24 protein-coding genes are annotated in these 21,425 nt (G+C 43.6%); 8 read left to right on the forward strand and 16 right to left on the reverse strand.

Annotated features, from left to right (window positions below; translation table 11 throughout):
• Nucleotides 1-63: 63 nt before the first annotated feature.
• From traF to APB76_RS02800, 4 genes are all read right to left on the reverse strand, one after another.
• A complete protein-coding gene (traF, locus tag APB76_RS02785; RefSeq protein WP_054962835.1) occupies nucleotides 64-1,221 on the reverse strand; it encodes a conjugal transfer protein TraF in 1,158 nt (385 codons plus the stop codon).
• 85 nt (nucleotides 1,222-1,306) lie between these two features.
• Nucleotides 1,307-1,609 carry a GIY-YIG nuclease family protein gene (locus APB76_RS02790; protein ID WP_049846252.1) on the reverse strand — a complete coding sequence of 101 codons (303 nt, stop codon included), beginning with the start codon at nucleotides 1,607-1,609 and terminating at the stop codon, nucleotides 1,307-1,309.
• Nucleotides 1,609-2,262 (reverse strand): YceH family protein, encoded by a 654-nt coding sequence (locus tag APB76_RS02795; RefSeq protein ID WP_049846253.1) that lies wholly within the window; start codon nucleotides 2,260-2,262, stop codon nucleotides 1,609-1,611. The genes APB76_RS02790 and APB76_RS02795 overlap by 1 nt, the downstream gene beginning before the upstream one ends.
• 33 nt (nucleotides 2,263-2,295) lie before the next feature.
• Nucleotides 2,296-2,490, reverse strand: a complete 195-nt coding sequence (locus APB76_RS02800) for a hypothetical protein (protein ID WP_054962834.1) — start codon at nucleotides 2,488-2,490, stop codon at nucleotides 2,296-2,298.
• Nucleotides 2,491-2,674: 184 nt separating this feature from the next.
• Between APB76_RS02800 and APB76_RS02805 the strand changes: the two genes are divergently transcribed.
• Together APB76_RS02805 and APB76_RS02810 are read left to right on the forward strand one after the other, a co-directional pair.
• Nucleotides 2,675-2,992, forward strand: a complete 318-nt coding sequence (locus tag APB76_RS02805; RefSeq protein WP_049846255.1) for a DUF496 family protein — start codon at nucleotides 2,675-2,677, stop codon at nucleotides 2,990-2,992.
• Nucleotides 2,993-3,291: 299 nt separating this feature from the next.
• Complete coding sequence (locus APB76_RS02810; RefSeq protein ID WP_004749658.1) at nucleotides 3,292-3,537, forward strand: YgjV family protein; 246 nt, start codon at nucleotides 3,292-3,294, stop codon at nucleotides 3,535-3,537.
• Nucleotides 3,538-3,707: 170 nt separating this feature from the next.
• On the opposite strand, the gene APB76_RS02815 is transcribed toward APB76_RS02810, so the two are convergent.
• A complete protein-coding gene (locus tag APB76_RS02815; RefSeq protein WP_049846256.1) occupies nucleotides 3,708-4,325 on the reverse strand; it encodes an OmpA family protein in 618 nt (205 codons plus the stop codon).
• 277 nt (nucleotides 4,326-4,602) lie between these two features.
• Between APB76_RS02815 and APB76_RS02820 the strand changes: the two genes are divergently transcribed.
• Entirely contained in the window at nucleotides 4,603-5,223 is a 621-nt protein-coding gene (locus APB76_RS02820) for a thiol:disulfide interchange protein DsbA/DsbL (protein ID WP_049846257.1), read from the forward strand.
• Between the two features lie 17 nt (nucleotides 5,224-5,240).
• Nucleotides 5,241-5,714, forward strand: coding sequence for an FKBP-type peptidyl-prolyl cis-trans isomerase (locus APB76_RS02825; protein WP_049846258.1), 474 nt, complete (start codon nucleotides 5,241-5,243; stop codon nucleotides 5,712-5,714).
• A gap of 83 nt (nucleotides 5,715-5,797) precedes the next feature.
• On the opposite strand, the gene APB76_RS02830 is transcribed toward APB76_RS02825, so the two are convergent.
• From APB76_RS02830 to nrdD, 5 genes are all read right to left on the reverse strand, one after another.
• Nucleotides 5,798-6,190, reverse strand: coding sequence for an NUDIX hydrolase (locus tag APB76_RS02830; protein WP_049846259.1), 393 nt, complete (start codon nucleotides 6,188-6,190; stop codon nucleotides 5,798-5,800).
• Between the two features lie 215 nt (nucleotides 6,191-6,405).
• The gene (locus tag APB76_RS02835; RefSeq protein WP_049846260.1) at nucleotides 6,406-7,062 is read right to left on the reverse strand and encodes an ATP-dependent zinc protease family protein; all 657 of its coding nucleotides are present in this window, start codon (nucleotides 7,060-7,062) and stop codon (nucleotides 6,406-6,408) included.
• Between the two features lie 61 nt (nucleotides 7,063-7,123).
• The gene (locus APB76_RS02840; protein ID WP_054962833.1) at nucleotides 7,124-8,305 is read right to left on the reverse strand and encodes an amino acid aminotransferase; all 1,182 of its coding nucleotides are present in this window, start codon (nucleotides 8,303-8,305) and stop codon (nucleotides 7,124-7,126) included.
• Nucleotides 8,306-8,479: 174 nt separating this feature from the next.
• Nucleotides 8,480-8,947: an anaerobic ribonucleoside-triphosphate reductase-activating protein gene (gene nrdG / locus APB76_RS02845; RefSeq protein WP_054962832.1), complete on the reverse strand. Its 468-nt coding sequence runs from the start codon at nucleotides 8,945-8,947 to the stop codon at nucleotides 8,480-8,482.
• A 69-nt stretch (nucleotides 8,948-9,016) separates the two neighbouring features.
• Nucleotides 9,017-11,137 (reverse strand): anaerobic ribonucleoside-triphosphate reductase, encoded by a 2,121-nt coding sequence (gene nrdD / locus APB76_RS02850; protein WP_054962831.1) that lies wholly within the window; start codon nucleotides 11,135-11,137, stop codon nucleotides 9,017-9,019.
• A 293-nt stretch (nucleotides 11,138-11,430) separates the two neighbouring features.
• Between nrdD and APB76_RS02855 the strand changes: the two genes are divergently transcribed.
• On the forward strand, nucleotides 11,431-12,318 hold the full coding sequence (locus tag APB76_RS02855; protein WP_054962830.1) for an endonuclease/exonuclease/phosphatase family protein: 888 nt from the start codon (nucleotides 11,431-11,433) through the stop codon (nucleotides 12,316-12,318).
• Between the two features lie 20 nt (nucleotides 12,319-12,338).
• Here the strand turns inward: APB76_RS02855 and APB76_RS02860 are convergent, their stop codons facing one another.
• From APB76_RS02860 to APB76_RS02880, 5 genes are read right to left on the reverse strand one after another with little or no spacing between them, the layout of a single operon-like run.
• Nucleotides 12,339-13,385 (reverse strand): efflux RND transporter periplasmic adaptor subunit, encoded by a 1,047-nt coding sequence (locus tag APB76_RS02860; protein ID WP_049846265.1) that lies wholly within the window; start codon nucleotides 13,383-13,385, stop codon nucleotides 12,339-12,341.
• The gene (locus APB76_RS02865) at nucleotides 13,378-16,719 is read right to left on the reverse strand and encodes an efflux RND transporter permease subunit (protein WP_054962829.1); all 3,342 of its coding nucleotides are present in this window, start codon (nucleotides 16,717-16,719) and stop codon (nucleotides 13,378-13,380) included. The genes APB76_RS02860 and APB76_RS02865 overlap by 8 nt, the downstream gene beginning before the upstream one ends.
• Nucleotides 16,720-16,736: 17 nt before the next feature.
• The gene (locus APB76_RS02870; RefSeq protein ID WP_049846267.1) at nucleotides 16,737-17,195 is read right to left on the reverse strand and encodes a YeeE/YedE family protein; all 459 of its coding nucleotides are present in this window, start codon (nucleotides 17,193-17,195) and stop codon (nucleotides 16,737-16,739) included.
• Between the two features lie 7 nt (nucleotides 17,196-17,202).
• Complete coding sequence (locus APB76_RS02875) at nucleotides 17,203-17,619, reverse strand: YeeE/YedE family protein (RefSeq protein ID WP_054962828.1); 417 nt, start codon at nucleotides 17,617-17,619, stop codon at nucleotides 17,203-17,205.
• A gap of 22 nt (nucleotides 17,620-17,641) precedes the next feature.
• Nucleotides 17,642-17,950, reverse strand: coding sequence for an ArsR/SmtB family transcription factor (locus tag APB76_RS02880; protein ID WP_054962827.1), 309 nt, complete (start codon nucleotides 17,948-17,950; stop codon nucleotides 17,642-17,644).
• A 164-nt stretch (nucleotides 17,951-18,114) separates the two neighbouring features.
• Here APB76_RS02880 and APB76_RS02885 point away from each other — a divergent pair, with 164 nt between their 5' ends.
• The 3 genes from APB76_RS02885 to APB76_RS02895 all read left to right on the forward strand — a co-directional run bounded on the left by APB76_RS02885 (nucleotide 18,115) and on the right by APB76_RS02895 (nucleotide 20,385).
• A complete protein-coding gene (locus APB76_RS02885; protein WP_054962826.1) occupies nucleotides 18,115-18,300 on the forward strand; it encodes a YgaP family membrane protein in 186 nt (61 codons plus the stop codon).
• 11 nt (nucleotides 18,301-18,311) lie between these two features.
• Entirely contained in the window at nucleotides 18,312-20,015 is a 1,704-nt protein-coding gene (locus APB76_RS02890; protein ID WP_054962825.1) for an FAD-dependent oxidoreductase, read from the forward strand.
• A gap of 187 nt (nucleotides 20,016-20,202) precedes the next feature.
• Complete coding sequence (locus APB76_RS02895) at nucleotides 20,203-20,385, forward strand: hypothetical protein (RefSeq protein ID WP_049846272.1); 183 nt, start codon at nucleotides 20,203-20,205, stop codon at nucleotides 20,383-20,385.
• A 121-nt stretch (nucleotides 20,386-20,506) separates the two neighbouring features.
• On the opposite strand, the gene APB76_RS02900 is transcribed toward APB76_RS02895, so the two are convergent.
• Entirely contained in the window at nucleotides 20,507-20,986 is a 480-nt protein-coding gene (locus APB76_RS02900) for an aminoacyl-tRNA deacylase (protein WP_054962824.1), read from the reverse strand.
• Nucleotides 20,987-21,425: the final 439 nt, after the last annotated feature.

Below are 21,425 nucleotides of genomic sequence, written 5' to 3' on the forward strand. Positions count from 1 at the left end.
ATTGCTTCAATATTATGCAACTTATTAATATTTCTCGGCTTTTCTCATTATGCCTAATCCACCTTAGAACGTAAAAGACAAATTCCCTGATACTCCAAATTGGTTATCTCCTGCATAACTACCTGCTAAATCGATGCTTACTAAATCGCCAGGGCTAATCCCAATACCGAGTGTAATCGAATCATCTAGGGTATCTTCAATATCAAACTGGTAACCCCCACGTAACTGCGCCCAGCCAAACGCATTGCCTTCAACACCTAACCGCAAAAACTGTGTATCATCTGCGACATTCGTAAATCTTTTTTGCTTGGTTAGATCCCAGTCAATCGTCGCGGTTAGATACTCCATCGTGTAAGCTCCCGATGCAGTAACTTGAGTATTGAGCTTATATGTACTCACACCCGCAATATCGAGGGTGTCAATTTCTTTGGAGAACAGGTCTTTTATCGCCACACCAAGGCGGTAATTATCGACAAACCAAATCGCACCTAAGTCAAGGTTAAAAGTGTTACGCTTGGTCTCACTTTCGTCGTAGTCACTTACATCAAAATCCTCGACAGAGAGACTTTGCTTATAGGTTTTTAACTGTTGGTACTTAGGACTAACACCAATCGAAATATCTTGCCCTTTAAACGTTAACCGCTTAGCAAACGCGATACCAAACTCCGTGTAACCAAATGCAATCATGTCTACAGTTGAAGACTCGTAGCGAGTTTTAACCGCTGTTGGTGTATCGCCGCCGTTTACTGCTATTTTTTGAGAAGCGACCACTTCTGCATAGCCGCGTGAAAAGACATTTGCGGAAACGATATCTATTGGGAATGCTACAGCAATGGCTAGCCCACCAGTGACAGAAAGCGGTTTGTTATCGGATAACTGGGTTAAGTAGCTATTCAACTGAGCAGCTTGAACGGGATCGGTACTGCCACCACTTTCAAATGCTTTAATCGTATCTTGAAGGCTATCAATAGTGTCAAGTGACTCATCGGTATCTCTTAATGTCGCCCCAATAGCTGGAACAAGTAAGCCAAAGTCGTCTTCGTCTCTATGCACTGCCGTTAGCGCCGGGTTGTAAAATGGGGCAAGGACATAGTCTGCACTCGTTACTCCAGTGTTGCCCATACCGTTGCCTCTTCCGTCCGGTACAACGGTCGCAGCCTGAACGGATGAAAGGACAACTAAGGGACCGACCACTACTGATAGTTTTGATAATTGATTCATATCCATATCAACCTTTTTGATTACTCATAATCAAGATTAATACAATTTCAAGATATTGTTGGATAAGCAATCAATTGGTTACTTATTATTCAATAGTAAGACGCTGTTGACTTGTGATGAGTTGCTCTTTTTTCTGCTTAGATAGGCGTTTGATTTGATATTCGAGCTTTGAGGCACTACTACGATTGTCGCCGGCTCCTTGATACCACTCTAATATAAGCGGTCCTTTTCCTTTTAGTGCTTTAGCACCCGTTCCTTGTTGATGTTGCTTAAAGCGTCGCTCTACATTAGTGGTAATGCCGCAATAAAGAGCATTGTTGCGCATTCGAATCAGGTAAACGTACCAATTCGAACGCGCATCTTTATCATTCGATACTTGTTCCAGCATTAATTGGTTAGCTGCTCAACTAGCGCACGCAATTCAGAGAGTTCCACCTTAAGGCTCGCTACCTCCTGTTCTAACTGTTCAAATCGACCACTGCTACTGCTTGCTTGAGTGAATGTTGAGCTCATTAATACCTCCACATCCACTTCGCCACTGAATAGGTGCATGTAGCGCGATTCGCGTTTTCCAGCTTCACGCGGCAATTTAACGACAAGCGCACCATCTTCTCTGGATGCCATTCTATCAAGTACAGATTCTAACTCTTTTACATCAACAAATTCTGCAAGCCTGTTAGTGCGTGTACGGAGTTCTCCTGGAGTTTGTGCACCACGAAGCAACATACAGCACACTATCCCTTTTTCTTGTTTTGTTAGTTTGAGGTCACCAAACTCTGTGTTGCAAAAACGATGTTGATATTTGTTGGCACGGCTGTTGAATCCGCTTTCATCACTAACCAGCCTGCGTGCAGTTAAAGCATCTACCGCGTCTTGGACTTCTGCATCGCTCAAAGACATAACAGGTTCACGGTTGCTTTTTTGGTTGCATGCGGTTGTTAAGCTATTGAGTGTAAGTGGATAGTAGTCGGGTGTAGTGACTTCTTTCTCGATAAGACAACCAATTACACGCGCTTCAATAGGCGTAAGCTCGATATTCATGTTACTTCCTTATTCTTGTTCACAAACACTGCATCAGTGCTCGGAGAGGATGGGAACTTTCTTGATATTTCCGTTCTCATCTATCATCACTATTTTGCTACGGTTTAGCTCTACTTCAGTTATCTCTTGCTGAGCACGCTCTTTTCTATAAGCATCAAGCAACTTCTTTGATCGGTGAATCTGTTCATCAGACTCAACCACAGGGATAATAATCTGCGACGTCCTCATTTTGTATTACACGTTGACTTTCAATGTTTAAATCATATCTCGAAGTTTCATTCGTCACAATCAGATGCCAACAGATTGGTGACAAAAGCGTCAACGTACTGTAATGATTGATCTTAGGGCTGTTCTCACACTGATTGTTGTGATTTAATCTTTGTTAGTTATTCAAAAATTAGGAAAGGGACCTATGAGTGGTGTAATTGAAATCGTGTCTCAAGCACGTCGTAAGAATAAGCTAAAACGTGAGCTTATTGATAATGAAAAGAAAGTACGCGATAACCGTAAACGTGTCGACCTACTAGAAAACCTGATTGATTACATTAAACCAGATATGAGCAACGAAGAGATCGTTGGCATCATCAAAAACATGAAAGCGGATTACGAAGACCGCGTTGACGACCATATCATCAAGAGCGCGGAGATTTCAAAAGAACGCCGTGACATCAGCCGCCGTATCCGCGAATTGACTGAAGAAGATAAGGTTATTCAAGGTAAGAAAAAGTAAGTTTTTCACCAATCGAATGCCAAGCCTACACTTACGTGTGGGCTTTATTTTTTAGCTTAATATAGTATTAGCCAACCAACATGAATGGTTATAATATTTCTGCAAACAACGTAAAACGTTTGCGTAATCGCTAACCTTCTCCGTTCGTATTTTTCGGGCTTTTATCACATATTTAGCCTTGTTATATTTCACACCAGTTAATCATTCAGACCATTCGAGGCACGGAGCTTCCTCACTTATCTCAAGACGAGAAGAATTGGTACCGACTAAGTTCGGCAAAAATTATAGAGGGTCAAATTATGGATATGGTTGAAATTTTAGGTTACGCAGCATCAATTATGGTTGCGATTTCACTAACAATGAAAGACATCGTTAGACTACGAGTTTTAAACTTCATTGGTTGTGCATTATTTACTGCTTACGGGCTTATGATTGATGCATGGCCTGTCGTTGTAACTAACGGCTTCATCGCATGCGTTAACGTATACTTCCTTGCAAAAATGCAAAGCGAAAAAAAAAGCGAACAAGTTAAAAGCGCCGCTTAACTAAGCCTAACTATTTAAAAAAGCCCCAGATTAGACAGCTAATCTGGGGCTTTTCGTTATGTATAATTTGCTTGAGTCACTTTCCAACGACAAAACGCCATGACTGAAAAGCCAAGGCGTTGCGGACAAATCATATTATTGTATCTACAGGATTGTAAAACCTAACGTCCTTAATTATTGGCAACAATAAACAGGACTTCTACTCGTCGGTTACACGCTTTGCCTGTTTTGGTTTTATTGCTACAGGCGGGTACATATTCGCCATAGCCACGGGTGAATATGGAATCCATCGCAACATTGTTACGCACCAACTGCTGTTTGACTGCTGTCGCACGCTTTACTGAAAGTTTGTCATTCAATGAAGGAGCACCAGTGCTATCCGCATGTCCGTCGATAACGATATCGATACCAGGCTGCGTCGCGAGGTAGCTTCCCATCATGTTCAACCAATATTTAGAGTCTGGTGATACGTGTGATGAGCCAGTATTAAACTTTATGGTGTCTTTGAGTTTAACCATAACGTGATTCCCTGGTAGTATTTCATAATCGACACCGTTGCTAACCAAAAAGCTCTGCAGATCACTGTAGCTTTGTGTTCTCTGCTGCCCCATAGGTCCTTTCACACCAGACGAAACAATTACCGGCGCTACACCCCATTCAGGGTAGCGAACTTCAAAGTCAGATGTCGGTGCAGTATCGAGAAGATCACCACCTAATAGAGTCATGTCCTTTGGTAGGCTGCCACACCCTGCAAGTGCGAGAATTAAAGGAAAGATTAAGTACTTCATTGATTCACCGTAAGTTCCATGCCGATACATTATCTATATCGGCAATCTCGCTGTTACTTTAGCCAACAGGCAAACTTTTTTTCTTACATGTTAAATGTAGTGGCTATCGCACATTCCTTATTCAAATTTCATCTTTCGAAATACAATTATCATTCAATCCTCTATGGGCGTAGTTTCGCTTCGGCTTCGGAACAAGTAGAATCTATACACTGATAATTCACGAGTAAACGAATTAAGCCACGGGGCTTTGTTTACCTGCGACAAATAGAGAAACCAAATGAAAAAGATTGCGTCATTTCTGATAATTGTAGTTGCGGCCTTGATCGTAGGCTGTTCCGATAACTCTCAACCCGTAGAGGGAAAACAATACCAACAATTGCCGACCAACCTCTCAACGTTTAAGCTTCCTCAGGTGACAGAGGTTTTCTCGCTAAATTGTGGTCATTGCCGTCAAATGGAAAACGAAATTCCCGAGATAGAGAAGCTAACAGGCCAAAGCATCGGCAAAGTTCATGTGACCTTCAATGAAAGCGCTCAAATTGGAGCGATGATTTATTATGCCGCTGAGATGCAGTTAGGTAACAAGCCCGATCATACCATGATGAGCGAAATGTTTACTGCAATTCAAATGGGAGACGGTGCAACTCCGGCAGAAAAAAAGGCTGCACTGGATTTGGTTTTCCACAGCCGCGACTTGATCAGCCCATATGACTTTAACGAAGAGCAGCAACAACAGCTTTTTGCTGCCATGCAAATTGCCGACGATATTACGACCAAAGGTCAAATTAACGCTGTTCCTACTTTTATTGTAAATGGCAAATACCAAATCATGACTAGCGGACATCAGGATGTAGCGGGCATTGCCAGCACAATTAATTTCTTACTTACTCAACCTTAATTCAACGGATAGTATTTATGTCTAAATTTGTTTTCCCGATTATTATTTTTATATTAGCGGGCTTTTTCATCTACCGTACGTACACAAACCATAAGGCAAGCGAATCTAACTTCGCGGCAGGTCAAGCTTTCTTACTCGAAAATGAAAAGAAAGAATCGGTTGTAATGACGGAAAGTGGTCTGCAATATGAAGTTCTGCATAAGGGAGAGGGTACTGAGCATCCAACAACCACAAGCACAGTAAAAGTTCACTATCACGGTACGCTAATTGACGGTACTGTTTTCGATAGTTCTGTTGAACGTGGTGAGCCAATCAGCTTTAAGCTTAATCAAGTGATAAAAGGCTGGCAAGAAGGCCTTACCTACATGTCTGTAGGTGACAAGTTCCGTCTGTATATCCCTAGCCCACTTGCATACGGCAAGAACGGTACTGGCCCTATCCCACCAGCGGCGACTCTGATTTTTGACGTTGAGCTACTAGAAATCCAGTAGTTGGATTACGCCACACGCACAAAAAAGCCAATCAACGTTTCGCTGATTGGCTTTTTATTTGTTCATATAACCTCAGCCAACAGCTAAGCAAGCTGCTCTTGCATTAAGTGGCGTTTAATAAACTCAACGTCAGCTTGATAGAAATCATCCAATGGAATTTCTTCTGGCGACATCCAATGAAACGTCTGCTTCCTATCCGCCTCTAACGCAAGTGGCTCTTGCTGCTCACTTGCATTGAAAATTGCGTAATAGATGCGCCCACCAAAATCGTTTATCGCACTGAACGTAGCGGAGTGTTTAACACTTTTCATTTTGGTTTCTTCAAATAGCTCGCGCGCTGCGGCATCGGTACCTGACTCGTTGTCATTGACAGCCCCGCCTGGAAACTCAAAAACCATACCTTTCTTCGCTCTATAGCGCTCTTGAACCAGTACTTTGCCATTTTTACGTACGACAGCCATCGACAGGTGTTTCATATATGACTCCTTTCTCGTTATGTTTTCGTAACATCGCCACTTGTTCGTTTAATAGGGGGAGTGGTAGCAGATGTTCGAATGACCGACCATTTTCGCGAAAATATTAACTCAATCGCATAAAATTCCCACACGTAAACGACAAAAACATGATCCAGCAATTAAAAAAGCCAGCACATTATTCGAGTGCTGGCTTTGTAATTAGTCAATTAGTCGGGCTATTTATGTTTATCTTGAATGTATTTCTGGCTAACATCGACGACTGCGACATCTTTGAAAAAGCTGCGCCCGAGTAGCAACGGGAAAGTAAGATGCGTTCTATCAGCTAGGGTGAAGTCTGTTTTTTCTTTTAGATCACCAAGTTGAACCCAAGCTTCGACAACAGCCCGTTTATGGGTATCGTCAGTGCTAGATTGTCGAATTTTAACCCAACGTTTCACCGGAAGCGCGATTTCTTTGCTCTTGATTCCATCGTGCTCAACCTTAAACTTAACCCAGTCTTTACCGTCGCGCTCAAACGGGACGATATCGATGGCACTGACAGAAGAAGTTGTCGCCCCCGTATCAACACGCGCTCTAAAGCTTTCCTCAAGCCCAGGAACGTATACCCATTCTTCTGCACCTAGCAGCAATTTACCATCAGGGGTTTTCTTAGGCTGATCTTTAACGACGGGCGGCTTTGGTTTTTCTTCAGGTTTAGCTGACTTTTCAACCTCTTTTTTAGGTTCCTCTACCTTTGGTTTTTCAGCCTCTTCTTTCGGCTGTTCGACTTGTGGCTTCTGCTCTGGTTCGACGGGCTGTTGTCCTGTGGTTGAACACGCCATCAAACCACCACTTAAAAAAAATGGAATCAGTGTTTTCCACGTTTTATTCATTTGTTCACCTAACTCAACAAAACAGAAGTGATTAAAATGGGGCCTAACGACCCCATTACACTTAAGAAACTTTAACTATCGCCTCTGCAACGTAAGGTATGTCCTTTTCAGTCAGACCAGCGATATTGATTCGACCATCACCTACCCCATAAATGCCATATTCTTCACGGAGTTGCGTCATCTGGTCTTGGCTAAAGCCTAGCACAGTAAACATACCTTTGTGACTGTCTATAAAGTCGAATTGTGAAGTATTTTGGCTATTTCTCAATTCATCACATAAAGTCTGGCGGAGGTTAACTAAACGCTGCTGCATTTCACTTAGCTCTTGTTTCCAAACTTGAGTCAGCCGCTCATTCTGCAAAATGGTCTTGACCAATGCCGCACCATGGTCAGGTGGCATAGTGTAAGTCGCGCGTGCGAGCGTCAATAGCTTACCTTTTGCGTTGTTCACATCACTCTGTGACTTGCCTACCACAACGGCAGCACCAGTACGCTCACGATATAAGCCAAAGTTTTTAGAACAAGACGTGGTAATCAGCATTTCTTCGACGTTATCGGCCATAAAACGTAGACCTTTTGCGTCTTCCTCTAAGCCATCACCAAAGCCCTGATACGCGATATCGACAAAAGGAATGAAGCCATTTTTCTGAGACAGTTCAGTGATTGCTTGCCAAGCAGAAAAATCGATATCTGCACCAGTTGGATTGTGGCAACAACCGTGTAGTAAAACGACATCATCTGGGCCTGCTTGAGACAAATCAAACATCATCTGATCGACATCAACTTGCTTGGTTTCAGGGCTAAAGTAGCGGTAGTGTTTAACTTTTAATCCAGCAGCTTCCATAACCGGGCGGTGGTTTACGTAACTTGGATTAGAGATCCATACCGTGGTATTTGGCTGGGCAACTTTCATCAAGTCACCAAGCATACGCAGCGCGCCACTCGCGCCCGGTGTCTGTATAGCAGCAACACGATCCATTGCTGACGTGCCAGTGAGGAGTAAGCTAACCATTGACTGGTTAAACTCTTCACAGCCTGCAAGGCCAACATAAGATTTAGTTTTTTGCTCAGCGACAACGATATCTTGCGCTTGAGAAATTGCTTTCATGACTGGCGTTTCACCAGCGCTGTTTTTGTATACCCCAATGCCAAGATCAACTTTGTCAGCACGCGGGTCATTGCGGTATGCAACAGATAAAGAAAGAATAGGATCCAATGTAGGAGTCGGTAAATGAGAGAACATGAAAGTCACAACCCTTTGAAATTCAAGTAACGGACTTCAACTTACCATCTAATCGATAGATCTAGAAATAAAATTTCATCCTGTCAGAGCAAAACAGGATAAAAAACCATTCGGGTTAACAATTATTTAACTTTTGCATTTCCAATAGAGATATCTACTGGTCGATTTTGAACACTACAGCTTAAAGCTATGGATGATTTGGTTCGAGCTCCCACGCCACTCTAAGTTTAAGTCTCGTTTGTCCTGCTCATATTTGCCATCAATCAGGCTATCAATGTACTGAGTAATTTCCCTTTGCTCGTCACTTAGCTCAGCAAGCGTATAGCCCGTCCAGACCCAAATGTCTTTATCCGGGCATTCTTGTCGAACGCGTTTAACCAGTTTTAGAATATGTGGCACATTTGCAGGATGAAGCGGATCGCCGCCCGACAGTGACAAACCTCTGCGCTTTATTCTTGTATCATTCAGATCAGCGACAATTTGGTCTTCCGCCTCTTGGGTGAACAACACACCAGAATCTAATCGTTGCGTCGATTGGTTGTAACACCCTCGGCACTGGTGAACGCAACCCGACACAAACAGCGTACATCGGGTACCCGGTCCGTTAACAACGTCGATTGGATAATACTGGTGGTAGTTCATGATATCGCTCTTTAAATAAAATGAGCCCTAACATCTAGGGCTCGATTAGAAGTCGTTTCTTGCGAAAAATTACAGGTGCTTCACGCGTCGTTTCACTTCTTCTTGCTTGCCGAAGTTGAACGGTCTTGCATCTGGACTGCCTAGGTAGCCACAAACACGTCGAGTAACCGAAACTTTGGTCGAATCGTGATTACCACAGCTTGGGCAGGTGAATCCTTTGCTCGTACAATCAAACTCGCCGTTGTAACCACACTCATAACACTCGTCGATCGGTGTATTGGTGCCGTAATAAGGAACGCGGCTATAGCTGTAATCCCAAACGTTTTCTAGCGCTTCAATGTTACGCTGCATATTTGGAAACTCGCCGTAACAAATAAAGCCACCACTTGAGATGTACGGATACGGCATTTCAAAATCGATCTTATCATATGGGTTAACCTTCTTCTCAACATCAAGATGGAAGCTGTTTGTGTAGTAACCCTTGTCTGTTACCCCTTTGATAACACCAAACTCTTTAGTGTCAATTCGGCAGAATCGGCTGCACAAGTTTTCACTTGGCGTTCCGTATAGGCTATAGCCATAACCAGATTCTTCAGCCCACTGATTCACTTTTTCTTTCAAATACTTAACGATATCAACTGCTTTCTGACGTAATGCAGAATCATCGTATACATGCGTTTCGTCACCGAACAGCGCATTAATGGTTTCATGGATGCCGATGTAACCTAGTGAAATTGAAGCGCGTCCGTTTTTGAAGATATTGGCAATTGGCTCGTCACCCTTCAAACGAACACCACAAGCCCCTTCCATGTATAGAATTGGAGCAACACGGGCTTTTACATTTTCTAGACGCGAGATACGCGTCTCAAGCGCGCGACGAGCAAGATTTAAACGCTCATCAAGAAGTTTATAAAACTGCTTCTCATCACGATTAGCCGCGATAGCAATTCTCGGCAGATTCAAGCTCACCACACCTAGGTTGTTACGACCTTCATGGATAAGCTCGCCGTTTTCTTCATAAGTACCTAAGAAGCTACGACAACCCATCGGCGTTTTAAATGAACCAGTAATTTCAACCACTTTGTCGTAGTTAAGAATATCTGGGTACATACGTTTAGAGGCACATTCAAGCGCAAGTTGCTTAATGTCGTAGTTTGGGTCTTCCGACTTGTGATTCAAACCATCTTTGATGCCAAATACTAGTTTAGGGAACACCGCTGTCTTACGATTTTTACCTAGCCCCGCGATACGGTTCTTCAGAATTGATTGTTGAATGAGTCGCGAAGCCCAGCTTGTACCTAGACCAAAACCAAAGGTTACAAACGGTGTTTGGCCATTCGCTGTGTGTAGTGTGTTGACTTCATACTCTAGAGATTGAAACGCGTCATAACATTCCTTTTCAGTTCGCGATGTAGCGAACGCTTCTGGATTTGGAATATCCCACTCTTTTGCGATCTCTAGGTGTTTGTGATAACTCGCCATCACATAGGGTTCAAGTACTTCGTCAATCCGATTGATCGTCGTGCCACCGTATATATGACTCGCCACTTGCGCGATGATCTGCGCGGTAACCGCTGTCGCAGTAGAGATGGATTTAGGCGTATCAATCTCAGCGTTACCCATCTTAAAGCCGTGAGTTAGCATGCCTTTTAAATCAATCAGCATACAGTTAAACATTGGGAAGAACGGCGCGTAATCTAAATCGTGGTAGTGAATATCGCCCACTTCATGAGCTTGAACGATATCACGCGGTAAAATGTGTGTCTTCGCGTAGTGCTTCGCTACAATGCCAGCCAGTAAATCACGCTGAGTAGGGATAACCTTGCCATCTTTATTCGCATTTTCGTTGATTAAATCAACATTGCTTTCTTCAATTAAGCCTTCGATCTCACGGGTCAACGCACTTTGTTTTTCGCGCGCAATATCACGATCATGTCGATATTCGATGTAAGCACGGGCAAGCGACTTATAAGGCCCTTGCATTAGCTCATTTTCTACTAAGGTTTGGATGTCATTGATGTGTACTTCATCGTGATCTTTTAGCTGAAGCTCAACCGCAAGTGCTACATTCAGTGCATAAATTGCGATTTCTTTATCAACGTGCTCTGCTGCCGATTCCACTGCAGCTTGAATACGATCCCTGCTAAACGGAGCTCTAGAGCCATCACGCTTGATTACGATTGGTTTCACCTTTTCTCCTTACCCCAGCATACTCACAGAGTTATCCACAAACACACTATATAGGGCGGTTTATTATTCGACTAACACTATATATTGTGGCGTATTTAACGAAATGACACAGGAGAAAGTATTGATTTCGATCAATAAAATTAGACCCTCGCTCAAGATCAAATCGATCTTAGTGGCACTGATCTCAGTTGGAAAGAAAATGATGAAAATTAGAAAAATGCAACAAATCCTACTTGCATTTTTGGGATGTCTTGTAGCATAAAGGCTGCAATATATTTCATTGAGTTAAGCCTATGCTACCCCCTAAAAGTTGGTCACTTTTTGTTTCGCTGTTATGTTTGCTGTCTTTCTATTCTAGCGCCAACGACTCCGTTTATGCGACTTGGAATATCGAATGGTTGAGCAACACGCCTTCAGAGAAATTTTCGTCTTCACAGCGAAACGAAGATGACTACTTCGCCTTAAGCCGTCATTTTGCTTCTATTGCTCCTCAAGTTCTCGCCTTTCAAGAGGTCAACGACCCTATCGCGCTAAAGCGCGTGATTGGCTCAGACTATCAGCTGTTTTTTTCACAAAGAAGCTTGCCTACCAATAAAAAGCATCAGTTTGATGAGATTAATCAATACACAGGATTTGCGGTAAAGAAAGGAATAAACGTTTTTAATCGCGAAGATATCCATCTCGATAGCAGTAGCAACAGCAAACTAAGATTTGCGACTTATATTGTGCTAAACCCAAACAGTAGTAATCCAATCCATGCTTTGTCTGTACACTTAAAAGCTCGTTGCTCTGGTGCTTATCGTAATAGTCGCGATTGTAAAACGCTAAAACAACAAGGGAAAACCCTAAATCATTGGATTAAAGAGCGAGAGTCGAGCGGTGAATCTTACGTTATATTGGGCGATTTTAACCATAACCTCAGTTACCAAGGCGACTGGCTATGGAAAGAAATGACCCAAGGTACCTCTGCTCACCTCGCATCAAAACAGACCAAAGCTGAGTGCAAAGTTAAATCGCGTAACAACCCAAAAAGGACTCACCAATTCAGGTCATTGATTGATCATATCGTTGTTAGCGAAGCACTCGCGACAACAAAGCCTGAGCAAATCGTTTTTCCAGTGCCAGATGTCCTCGAATATACACTGAGCGATCACTGTCCACTGAGCATGCAAATACATTAGGGGCTGTTTATCTTTTGTGGTTAAATATCGCTCGGATTGAGTACCACAATATCACCCGCCTTAAGTCCTTTGCGTACACGGAAATCTTCACCTAGTTGAACTAACCGTGTATGCACCTCTCCCCCTTGCACTACTTTGACATAGTCCAGTTGCCCTACTTGATAGATGGCCTCTAACGGAACACGCACCACTTGCTGGGTGCCTAGCTCGACGGACACTCGCGCAAAGTTACCCGGGTATACTCTTTTCTCGGTTTCAAAAGCCAATTTAATGAGATAGCTACGAGAGCCAGCATCTGCTGACGGTGTAATTTCACTCACAGTAGAATCTATGATGATGCCATTAGTAGGTAAATCTAATGCCAGTGTTTTACCCAGCTCGATATGAGGTAAGGCAGATTCTGCAATATTTGCCTCAACGACAAGGGATTGGGGGTTATACATAGATAACAAGGCGGAACCCGGCGTCGCAGTATCCCCTTGATACGCCATCTTCTGAGTAATGATGCCATCAAAAGGAGCAGTAATAACACTATAACCAAAAGTGGTTTCTGCCTCTGTAACGGCCGCTTTAGCTTGCATTAGCGCTGCTTGTGAGGTTTGCAGATGATTCTCTGCTTGGTCATATTGAGATTGAGGCACAAGCTTTCTGTTTAGGAGTTCCTTAACGCGTTGATACTCTTTTCTCGCATTGTTTAACGTTGATTGGGCAGAGATAAGCGCTTGCTCAGTCTGTTCTACCTTAGCATCGAGATCACCGCTCTCTAGCCGTATCAGAATATCGCCCTGCTTTACTCGATCACCGACATTTACGATCACTTCGGCGACGGTGGCGGTTAACCTTGAGGCAACCGTTGCTTTTTGTTCAGCAACCACACGCCCTGAAAACTCTCTTTTTATCGTTTCTTCACTTGCGACAAGCTTAGCTGTATCAAAGCTTGGAGCGCTCATCATACGGACTTGGCGCTCTACAGGCAGTTTTGGCGTAAACACTCCCGCCATATACAAAAACAGAACAGCTAAACCGCTAAATAGTAATCCACCAAGCAGCCATGTTTTCTTATTCATTGTCGTCTCTCCTGCTTTCTCGGTGTTTTAATTCTTTGTTGTATATCGGCATTCCATGCCCTTCAACTCGCTCATACGCGAGGTTATAAACGACTGGAATGACAATCAAGGTAAAGATGGTTGAGGCTGCGATCCCGAATATGATCGCCCACGCTAAGCCATTAAAGATTGGGTCTAGGGTGATAATGACATTCCCCAAAAGCGTTGTTCCGGCAGTGAGTAGTATCGGCCTCATTCTTACTGCACCAGACTGAATCAATGCCTTGTGTAGTGGCTCCCCATTGGCAAGAGATTGCTGTATAAACTCAATCAAAACCAGTGAGTTGCGCACCACAATGCCCGCGAGAGCAATCATACCAATCATGGCGGTCGCAGTGAACAGCGCAGGGTTTGGATAACCGTTAATCTCTTGACTCATACTGTTGAGCAGCCAAAAACCGGGCATGATGCCGATAACGGTTAAGGGAATTGCTAACATGATGATCCCGGCAACCGCAGGTAAGCTTGTTTGAACCAGCATAACGATAAACACACCAAATAGTGCCGCGCCATAGGCAATACCTAAGTCTCGAAACACATCGATGGTAATTTTCCATTCGCCTTCACCGCTCCAGACGACATTAATGTCTTCGTTAACCTGCCAAGGTTTACCAGAACCGTTGTTTAAGTAAGTACGTTCATTCCATTCAACCCAGTTTTTTTCAATCGGTCTATTTTGGTCAGCTATGACATCGGCAATGATTTCTCCGGGTACTCGGCCCGCTGTTTCTGCGTACACATAAACAACAGGTTTTAGGTTCTTATGATAAATCGGCGTATGTACAATGCGTTTTTCAAACCGCCCTATTTCACCTAACTGTACTAATGGTTGCGGCGCGTCAACCAGCGAGCCATTTTCGAGGGTCTTCACTACCCCTGCCTGCCCCCTTACATAAAGGCGCAATAGGCTATCAAGCTCATCCCTTTGGTCACGAGGTAAGCGAATTTCTACTGCTAGTGGGTTAACCTCTCTATTGGAACCCAACTGACCGATGACATAGCCGTTATTTGCCGCTGCTATGGTCTCGTTAACTTCTTGTATCGACACCCCAGACAAGGCGGCTTTTTCTTGGTCGACGATAAATTGCCAAGCTTCTAATTGTTGATCAACGCTGGTATCAACTTCCGTGACAAAATGCTCTATAGATAGCCGCTCGGCAACACGTTGTGCTTGACCCATTAACTCTTGGTAAGAGGTATGCTCCTCACCATAGACTTCTGCGGTAATTGTTGCGATAACCGGAGGCCCGGGGGGAACTTCGACAAGTTGAATTGATGCATCAAAACGAGTGGCAATGTGTTCTAAATCACTGCGAAGTCGCGTCACTATCTCATGTGACTGCATTGCACGTTGATCTTTTTCTGCCAAAACAATACGTAACTCGCCCTGATGCGGTTGGTTACGCATAAAGTAATGCCTCACCATACCGTTGAAGTCCATTGGTGAAGCAATACCCGCAAAGCCAGATACCGACTCTACTTCAGGTACAGTCACTAGATAGTCAGAGAAAACACGTAGCGTATTAGAGGTATCAACAAAGCTTGAAGATTCAGGCATGTTTAACACCAACTGAAATTCGTTTTTGTTGTCGTAGGGTAAAAGCTTCAGTGGTACAAGTCGCATTGCCGGTAACAGTACCGCAGCAATAAACAAACAAGCGACAAAGGTAAGAAATAGCCACGCTTTTTTACGACTTTTAAGCAGCGGTGTCAGTAACCGCGCATAACCCTGATAGAGCGTTGATGACTCGAAGTCATACTGACCTGACGAAGCTGCTCCTTTGAGGATCTTTTTAGCAAGCCAAGGCGTGATAAAAAACGCCACTAACGTACTCACCACAACGCTCACAGGTACATTAAAAGCCAATGGTGCCATATAAGGCCCCATCATCCCTGTAATGAAGAACATTGGCGTAAATACAATTACGATAGCAACCGTCGACATTATCAGCGCACTACGTATTTCTCCCATCGCAAGTACAATTGCCTTTGAGCGAGGTAGATTTTTGCGTTTCAAATACCGCTCGATATTGTCGATGCTGGCAATTGGGTCATCCACAATCAAACCCAAAGCAAGAATTAGCGCAAACAAGGTGACTCGATTGATCGTGTAGCCAAACAGTAAATCTAGTCCTAATGCCGCGCTGTAACTCAACGGAATCGCAATCCCGACAACCAGCGCACTGCGCCAATTTAAAAATAGGCCGACAAACACAACAACCGTCAGGACTGAAATGGCTAAACTCGAGACGAGATTGGAAACTTTGTCATCTGCGGTTTTACCATAGTCTCGAATGATGTCGACTTTGACAGAAGGCGGAAACTGATTTTGTTGCAACGCATAAAGCTTCTCAACAGTTTGACTCGCTACATCTACCGCATTCGAACCTTTTTGCTTAGCCACTGAAATGAATACGGCCGGATGTTCAACTTGCTGTTTTGCATCGATGTACCAAGTGTCATTGGAAGGCTCCGCTGCGCGCTCAATTACCTTCGCGACATCGCGAAAAAACACCGGTTTGTTATTGACGACGGCTACAACCAGATCACCGACCTCCTGAGCATTGGTAAGTAGTCGGCCTGACTCTATTAGATACCGATTGCCGTCAATCTGAATTGAACCCGCTTGCTGTTTATTGTGGCTAACGTCAAAAGCAAAGTTTAAATCCCTTAAGGTGATTCCGAAGCTTTCCATCGCGACTGAATCTAATTCGACACTAATGAGCTTAGATTCCCCACCGACCACTTGAACGCCATTTGTTGACGGTATTGATTTAATGCCCAGTGTCGCCTGGTCTGCGATGCGCTTGAGATCGTGCCTATTTACCTGATTAGGGTCAGTTGAATACAGTGCAGCGACTACGATAGGCACATCATCTATTTCGACTGGCTTTACCAGCCAGCGAGTGACGGAAGGAGGAATATGATCCTGATTGGAATAAAGTTTGTTGTACAGCTTAACAAGCGCATCTTCACGCGGTTCGCCGACAAAGAAACGCACAATAACCTGAGCGGCTCCATCTGATGAAGAGGAGTAAACATACTCCACGCCATCTATTTGACTTAGCAATTTTTCAAGTGGTTCGGTAACTTGCCTTTCTACTTGTTGTGAACTGAGCCCTGGAGCTTCAATCAACACATCCGCCATTGGCACAACAATTTGAGGATCTTCTTCTTTAGGCGTCAGCCACAAAGACACCGCACCGACGGCCAACAGAAAAACAATGATAATGGGCGGAAAGAAGCTGTTCATAATTGAATGAACGACACCATCCTTGGTCGAACTTCTATTCATTCTGTTCTCCTAACGCTCTAATTCGCTTTGACCGGCGAGGTAAACTTTTTAGTTGATAAGCTTAACGCACTAATAAATAACGAACCTGCTAGCATCGAACTGAAAAATAACAAAATATCACTATTACCAAGTGCCAAACTTGCCACCGCAGGCCCTGGGCATATACCGGCTAGCCCCCAACCTAATCCAAACACGGCTGCGCCAATTACCAGTTTGGCATCAACTTTATTTTGGGTAGGGGTTGACATAAACGAGCCATCCATCGCCGTTGATTTTTTCTTGATGTACATCCAGTGAAATGGCATAAACACCATCAAGGCTCCACCCATTACAAATGACAAACTCGGGTCCCATTCACCCATTACATCAAGAAAACCAATCACTTTTTGCGGCTCGATCATTCCTGATATTGTCATTCCTACACCAAACAATAGTCCGCTGACTAACGGAGCTAAGCGTAAAATAGTAGATCTCATCTGTAACTTACCTAAATATGTGAAGTCGAACGTAAACCGTGACTGCGGCTATGCACATGAAAATAGAAGTTGCGACTATTGAACGTTTCGATAATCGGCCTATGCCAACTATCCCGTGGCCACTTGTACAGCCATTGGCGAGGCGAGTCCCTGCTCCAACGAGCAAACCCGCTAGTACAATCCCCATCATTGGCGTACTACTTGTGTCGGGCGCATCTATCCCTGTCAGTAACAAAGTGAGCAACCCGCCAGAAATAAGGCCAATAGCGAAGAGCAATCTCCATGAATAATCACCCTCTTTTGGGCTGACTAAACCATTAATTACACCGCTAATCCCAGCGACTTTTCCGTTTATCAGCAGAAGTAATACGGCTGAAATACCGAGCAACGCCCCCCCAAACAAGGAATCCCAAGGAATATTCATTTATTCAATCACCTTACAACTATTATCCGCAAAATACGGTATGCAACGTTTGAATCAAGGTCTCGACTCGTGGGTCAGACAATGAGTAGAAAACCTGCTGAGATTCTTTACGCGCTTTGATTAATTTGTGTTTTCTCAACACAGTTAGGTGCTGAGAAAACGCAGACTGACTAAGAGAAGAGCTCGACTGAAGCTCCCCGACTCCCACCTCTCCCTGAGTCAGTTGGCACAACACCATCAATCTTTCTGGATGAGCCATCACTTTGAGTAATTCGGAGGCTTCTACCGCATTGTTCTGCATCTCTTTTAAATCAGAAAACTCAACGTTCATACAATTACTCCAAGTACCCAAACTATATTAGATGATACTTATAAATGTATTTTAGTCAATGCTAATTTAGCCTTTTAATATTTAGACAAATTAACATTAGACAATGCTAATTAATGACTCTATAGTAAATCCCAACAATGCATGAATGAAACGGATACTTTGTTATGACACTAGAAGATGCTATTCGAGTCCTTGCCGGTGGAATGGTCATTTTATCAGTCGGCCTGACAATGACAGTCAGTTCAAACTTTGTTTGGTTGACGCTTTTCGTCGGAGCAAATTTGATTCAGAGTGCGTTCACAGGATTCTGCCCTGCGGTTGTTGTACTAAAGAAGCTTGGGTTTAAGTAACAGAGGTTGATATGACTAAGATTTTAATTGTTGGTGGTGTAGCTGGTGGCGCTTCCGCTGCTGCTCGTGCACGCCGTTTAAGTGAAGATGCCAAAATTATCATGTTTGAACGAGGTCCATTCGTTTCGTTCGCAAATTGTGGTCTTCCTTACCATATTGGGGGGGACATCCAAGAGCGAAGCAAATTACTTCTACAAACTCCTGAAAGCTTCTTAGCGCGCTTTAATGTCGACGTCCGTGTGATGAATGAAGTGGTCTCTATTGAGCGCAGCAGTAAAACGGTTACAGTACGAAATCTAATCGATAACAGCGAGTATACCGAAAGCTACGACTTTTTATTGCTTAGCCCGGGCGCTGGCCCTTTAGTTCCGCCAATTCCGGGTATCGATAACCCACTCACTCATTCGCTGCGCAACATTCCCGATATGGATCGCATCATTCATACCATCCAAATCAACAAGCCTGAACATGCAACCGTTGTTGGTGGAGGCTTTATTGGCCTTGAAATGATGGAAGCTTTCCATCAGTTGGGGATCAAAACCACCTTAATCGAAATGTCAGATCAAGTGATGACGCCTGTCGATCGCGAAATGGCAGGCTTTGCCCATGCTGAAATTAAGCAAAAAGGCATCGACTTGAAACTAGGGGTTGCCCTTGAAGCGGTTGAGTACGTTGCGAACGAACATATCGCCTCACTTGAGTCAGGGGAAGATTCGGCACATCAGCACATCGAAGGCGAGCTAAACCTTACACTAAACAATGGTGAAACCTTAACCACAGATATTTTGATCATGGCAATTGGTGTACGCCCAGAAACCAAGCTAGCTCAAGAAGCAGGACTTCAAATTGGTGAGCTAGGTGGTATCTACACCAATGAAATGATGCAAACTAGCGATCCAAGTATTTACGCGGTTGGTGACGCCGTCGAAGAAAAAGACTTTGTCACTGGCTCACAAACGCTCGTACCGCTTGCAGGCCCAGCTAACCGCCAAGGTCGTATGGTCGCAGACAATATGCTAGGACGCCAAGAAACCTATCAAGGTACACAAGGCACTGCTATCTGTAAGATCTTTGATCTCGCAGTGGCATCTACGGGTAAAAACGAAAAGCAACTTAAGCGTGAAGGCATTGACTACGAAAAAGTCTACGTTCACACAGCAAGCCATGCGAGCTACTACCCTGGAGCAGAAATTGTCTCATTCAAAATACTGTTCGACCCACATAATGGCAAAATCTTTGGTGCGCAAGCGGTGGGGAAAGATGGCGTTGATAAACGTATTGATGTCATGGCGGTTGCACAGCGTGCTGGTATGACGGTTGAGCAGCTTCAACACCTTGAACTGACTTATGCGCCACCTTACGGCAGTGCCAAAGATGTTATTAACCAAGCAGCATTTGTCGCCACAAACATTATCCTAGGTGACTCGACCCCGATACATTATGACCAAATAGATTCGCTTAGCGATAACCAAGTGTTACTTGATGTTCGCAATCCCGCAGAACTAGAAAATGTCGGATTTATCGAAGGAGCAATTAACATTCCTGTCGATCAACTACGCCAACGTATCGCTGAGTTGCCGAAAGATAAAGAAATCGTCATTTATTGCCAAGTTGGGTTACGCGGTAACGTTGCTTACCGTCAATTGGTGAATAATGGGTACAAAGCGCGTAATCTCATTGGCGGTTACCGCACCTACAAATTTGCTCAAGCCTAGCCATAACTTGCAGACATCTAATTAAATCAAATTTGGGGAGCTTCGCTCCCCTTTTGTTTTTGCTGCAGGCGAGATCACTACTACCTTGGTCTAGTCGTGAACTTAAATTGATCCAGATCATTTTACCCTAGTCTTAGTAAGGTTATGTTATTATTGTGTTAACAGGGAATTAACAAGGAAGTATCAAATGGAATTAAAAAAAGACCCTCGCTGCTATACTGACGTTTGCATTAACGGCAAATGGTTTCATCACGACCACTGCACGACAAATGCTTACATGCTCAAAGGTGGCGCTTCATGTTCGGTTGAATTAGAAAGAATGCCTGAAACTGAAAACGAATTAATCGAACTTATTTCTGCACAATTCTAACTCAATAAATTACGTGTTGTTTCGCATACAATTATCTCTCAAAAAGTTTTAGTCAGCTAAAAAGAAGCCACCCTTGAAAAGTGGCTTCGTCACAGCTTAACCAAGACAAAAAGAATAACTTCTAATGAAAGATCTCACTGCTAAAACGCATCATTCTACTTCCACCCATTAATCTTTGGAAAGACTCTTGATCAAGCTTAATTAAGGTTTCGTGGTCTCCTGCCTCAAGGTAGACGTAGTTTTGCCTCGTTAACACTTCATCGAACGTCATCGACATATGATATGCGCTCCCAACCGGAGGCACCGCACCGTTTTCGCAGTCTTCAAACATCTCGTAAAGTTGCTTCTCTTTAACAAGATGAAAACTCGCGTTCAGCTCCTCATTAAGCCTTGAAAGGCTAATCTTATTTTTGGCAGGCAACACCGCCATCATATGATGACCATCATGATCCTCTAACACAATGCCCTTAGCTAAAGAAACTAGAGGAATTCCGGCCGCCACACCACTTTGCAGTGAACTTTGGCTATGGCTATGCCGAACAGTTCCAAACGGGATGTTATGTTCACTTAAATAGCGATCCAATCGGTTTGCAATACTCATCTTTGCCTCCGTAAAGTAATACCCCATCTGAGTATAGACCTCCAAACATCTGCTCTCCATGTGGCTTTCTTGTTCGAAGGATGCATCTCCTAATTAATCTGAAGCAAGGTGTTTTACCCTTTGGCAAAGGAAATAACTGATCCCATAAGCATTTTCTGGAAACAAAGTCCTATTATTTAAAATTCAATGGCATATCAATGTATAATTAGGACTCTGATTGAGTATGCTGCTGCTTTTTTTAAGAGTCATATAGCTCTTATCAATTTCGCACGCTGGTAGCGCATAACCGGAAATTTTCTCACCATTTGTAATCCCCTTAAACCTGCATACATTGTTTGATTCAGCGCCATTAGCAAGTTTAATTGTTGGTTTACAATAAACCTCGGCTTTGTTGCTTAATTAGGTGAGAATACATAATAGCCCAATACTGTTCAGTTCT

Source organism: Vibrio bivalvicida, assembly GCF_001399455.2.
GTDB lineage: Bacteria > Pseudomonadota > Gammaproteobacteria > Enterobacterales > Vibrionaceae > Vibrio > Vibrio bivalvicida.

Bases quoted from the DNA above. Each gene is read 5' to 3' on its own strand.
- traF (WP_054962835.1), bottom strand. From the start codon at position 1,221: ATGAATCAATTATCAAAACTATCAGTAGTGGTCGGTCCCTTAGTTGTC.
- APB76_RS02790 (WP_049846252.1), bottom strand. From the start codon at position 1,609: ATGCTGGAACAAGTATCGAATGATAAAGATGCGCGTTCGAATTGGTAC.
- APB76_RS02795 (WP_049846253.1), bottom strand. From the start codon at position 2,262: ATGAATATCGAGCTTACGCCTATTGAAGCGCGTGTAATTGGTTGTCTT.
- APB76_RS02800 (WP_054962834.1), bottom strand. From the start codon at position 2,490: ATGAGGACGTCGCAGATTATTATCCCTGTGGTTGAGTCTGATGAACAG.
- APB76_RS02805 (WP_049846255.1), top strand. From the start codon at position 2,675: ATGAGTGGTGTAATTGAAATCGTGTCTCAAGCACGTCGTAAGAATAAG.
- APB76_RS02810 (WP_004749658.1), top strand. From the start codon at position 3,292: ATGGATATGGTTGAAATTTTAGGTTACGCAGCATCAATTATGGTTGCG.
- APB76_RS02815 (WP_049846256.1), bottom strand. From the start codon at position 4,325: ATGAAGTACTTAATCTTTCCTTTAATTCTCGCACTTGCAGGGTGTGGC.
- APB76_RS02820 (WP_049846257.1), top strand. From the start codon at position 4,603: ATGAAAAAGATTGCGTCATTTCTGATAATTGTAGTTGCGGCCTTGATC.
- APB76_RS02825 (WP_049846258.1), top strand. From the start codon at position 5,241: ATGTCTAAATTTGTTTTCCCGATTATTATTTTTATATTAGCGGGCTTT.
- APB76_RS02830 (WP_049846259.1), bottom strand. From the start codon at position 6,190: ATGAAACACCTGTCGATGGCTGTCGTACGTAAAAATGGCAAAGTACTG.
- APB76_RS02835 (WP_049846260.1), bottom strand. From the start codon at position 7,062: ATGAATAAAACGTGGAAAACACTGATTCCATTTTTTTTAAGTGGTGGT.
- APB76_RS02840 (WP_054962833.1), bottom strand. From the start codon at position 8,305: ATGTTCTCTCATTTACCGACTCCTACATTGGATCCTATTCTTTCTTTA.
- nrdG (WP_054962832.1), bottom strand. From the start codon at position 8,947: ATGAACTACCACCAGTATTATCCAATCGACGTTGTTAACGGACCGGGT.
- APB76_RS02855 (WP_054962830.1), top strand. From the start codon at position 11,431: ATGCTACCCCCTAAAAGTTGGTCACTTTTTGTTTCGCTGTTATGTTTG.
- APB76_RS02860 (WP_049846265.1), bottom strand. From the start codon at position 13,385: ATGAATAAGAAAACATGGCTGCTTGGTGGATTACTATTTAGCGGTTTA.
- APB76_RS02865 (WP_054962829.1), bottom strand. From the start codon at position 16,719: ATGAATAGAAGTTCGACCAAGGATGGTGTCGTTCATTCAATTATGAAC.
- APB76_RS02870 (WP_049846267.1), bottom strand. From the start codon at position 17,195: ATGAGATCTACTATTTTACGCTTAGCTCCGTTAGTCAGCGGACTATTG.
- APB76_RS02875 (WP_054962828.1), bottom strand. From the start codon at position 17,619: ATGAATATTCCTTGGGATTCCTTGTTTGGGGGGGCGTTGCTCGGTATT.
- APB76_RS02880 (WP_054962827.1), bottom strand. From the start codon at position 17,950: ATGAACGTTGAGTTTTCTGATTTAAAAGAGATGCAGAACAATGCGGTA.
- APB76_RS02885 (WP_054962826.1), top strand. From the start codon at position 18,115: ATGACACTAGAAGATGCTATTCGAGTCCTTGCCGGTGGAATGGTCATT.
- APB76_RS02890 (WP_054962825.1), top strand. From the start codon at position 18,312: ATGACTAAGATTTTAATTGTTGGTGGTGTAGCTGGTGGCGCTTCCGCT.
- APB76_RS02895 (WP_049846272.1), top strand. From the start codon at position 20,203: ATGGAATTAAAAAAAGACCCTCGCTGCTATACTGACGTTTGCATTAAC.
- APB76_RS02900 (WP_054962824.1), bottom strand. From the start codon at position 20,986: ATGAGTATTGCAAACCGATTGGATCGCTATTTAAGTGAACATAACATC.